The sequence below is a fragment of the Pelagibius sp. genome (assembly GCF_028289705.1).
GTDB lineage: Bacteria > Pseudomonadota > Alphaproteobacteria > Kiloniellales > Kiloniellaceae > Pelagibius.
In genome coordinates this window covers 1-2,258 of the sequence record NZ_JANQOI010000004.1, presented here as the reverse complement: position 1 = coordinate 2,258, position 2,258 = coordinate 1, and the positions used below count along the sequence as shown (strand labels likewise).

The following is a 2,258-nucleotide window of genomic DNA, read 5'->3' as shown; positions in this document are numbered from 1 at the left end:
ACCTCCGGCAGGTCGTAGGCATACCAGGCGAGCACCCCGGCCACCACCACGCCAAGCCAGATCGCCGCCACCAGCGACCAGGTGACCACCCGGCGCAGGATCCCGGCGGCGCGGACCACCCGCTGGGTCCGCGACCCGCCGCCCTTGCGCCCCTTGGCCGCCCGCTTGCCCGAACGACTGGAGGCGGTGGTCTTGCGGCCACGGCCGGCGCTGGCGCCGGACCGCCCCGCGCCCCCGCGATTGCCCTTTGCGCGACTCCCTTCGGCCATGGCCCTATTGATAAACAAAGGCGGGGAGTCGCACCACCGTCGCCTGCCACCTAAGGTGAGGTAATCCTGGGACGAAAACGCCCCATTTCCGCCGCAAAATCATACCCAAGCCGCCGGAAACCGCCGGAAATCCGGCTCAGACGTCGAGATTGGCCACTTCCAGCGCATGCTGCTGTATGAAGTCGCGGCGCGGCTCCACCACATCGCCCATGAGAGTGGAGAACACGTCCTCCGCCTGATCGGTGTGGGCGATCTTGACCTGCAGCAGGGCCCGCACGTTGGGATCGAGGGTGGTTTCCCAGAGCTGTTCCGGGTTCATCTCGCCCAGGCCCTTGTAGCGGGCCAGGGTGACCCCCTTGCGGCCCAACTCGAAGATGGCGCTCACCAGGCTGGCCGGCCCGGTCACCCGGAAGCTCTTGTCCTTGGCGGTAAGGGTGGCGTGGTGGGCGAAAGCCGCCTGCAGCTCGCTGGCCATCTCGTCCAGGCGCCGCGCCTCGCTGGTGCGAATCAGCGGGCCGTCGATCACCCGCTTTTCGGTGACCCCGCGCAGGGTGCGGGTGAAGGTGAAGGCCTCCTCGCTGACCTGGCCCTGCCAGCCCTTCTCGTGGTCCGGCGCCAGGGCGTCCAGGCGGGTGGCGATGTAGGCGGCCGCCGCCTCCGCCTGGGCGGTGTCGGTCAGAATCTCAGGGCTCAGCACCCCGGCGATGGCCGCCTGCTCCACCAGGTTCGCATTGCCCACCTTGCGCGCCAGCGGGTCCATGAAATGCTTGGCCTTGAGCGCCATCTCCACCAGCGCGGTGAGGTCGGCCCCGGCCATCTGCCCCTCGTTGGGACTGTCCAGGACCGAATCGCGCACCCCGTTCTGGATCAGATAGGCCTCCATATCGGGATCGTTCTTCAGATAGCGCAGGGAATCGCCGCGTTTGGCCCGGTAGAGCGGCGGCTGGGCGATGTAGAGATGCCCGCGCTCGACGATTTCCGGCATCTGGCGGAAAAAGAAGGTCAGCAAGAGGGTGCGGATGTGGCTGCCGTCCACATCGGCGTCGGTCATGATGATGATCTTGTGGTAGCGCAGCTTGTCGATGTTGAACTCGTCGCGCCCGATGCCGGTGCCCAGCGCGGTGATCAGGGTGCCGATCTCCTGGGAGGACAGCATCTTGTCGAAGCGCGCCCGCTCGACGTTCAGGATCTTGCCGCGCAAGGGCAGGATGGCCTGAAAGCGCCGTTCGCGGCCCTGTTTGGCGGAGCCACCCGCCGAGTCGCCCTCGACGATGAACAGTTCGGACTGGGCCGGATCGCGTTCCTGGCAGTCGGCCAGCTTGCCGGGCAGGGAGGTGACGTCCAGCGCCCCCTTGCGGCGGGTCAGCTCCCGCGCCTTGCGCGCCGCTTCGCGCGCCGCCGCGGCCTCGACCACCTTGCCGACGATGCGCCGCGCCTCCTGCGGGTGTTCCTCGAAGAACTGGTCGAGGCGTTCGTTCACCACCGATTCGACGATGGGCCGCACCTCGGAGGACACCAGCTTGTCCTTGGTCTGGCTGGAGAACTTGGGGTCGGGCACCTTCACCGACAGCACGCAGGTCAGCCCCTCGCGGGCGTCGTCGCCGGTGAGCGCGACCTTCTCCTTTTTCATCAGCCCCGAAGACGTGGCATAGGCGTTGATCTGCCGCGTCAGCGCGGCACGGAAGCCCGCCAGGTGGGTGCCGCCGTCGCGCTGGGGGATGTTGTTGGTAAAGCAGAGGACCGTCTCGTGATAGCTGTCGGTCCACTGCATGGCCACCTCCACCGTGACGCCGCCACGCTGGGCGCTCAAGGTGATGGGCGGCTCGAAGAGCGCGGTCTTGGTGCGGTCGAGATAGTGGACGAAGGCGACCAGGCCGCCCTCGTAATGCATCTCGATCTCCTTGGGCTCCGCCGAACGGTTGTCCGTGAGGGTCAGACGTACGCCCGAGTTGAGGAAGGCCAGTTCCCGCAGGCGATGCTCCAGGGTCG

1 protein-coding gene and 1 pseudogene are annotated in these 2,258 nt (G+C 67.4%); both read right to left on the bottom strand.

The window, feature by feature from the left end; genetic code table 11:
• A pseudogene (locus Q0996_RS00165) lies at positions 1 to 269 on the bottom strand (penicillin-binding protein); the annotation flags it as partial.
• Positions 270 to 405: 136 nt separating this feature from the next.
• Positions 406 to 2,258: DNA gyrase subunit B (locus Q0996_RS00160; protein WP_299614788.1), on the bottom strand; the 1,853-nt coding region annotated here is incomplete at its 5' end.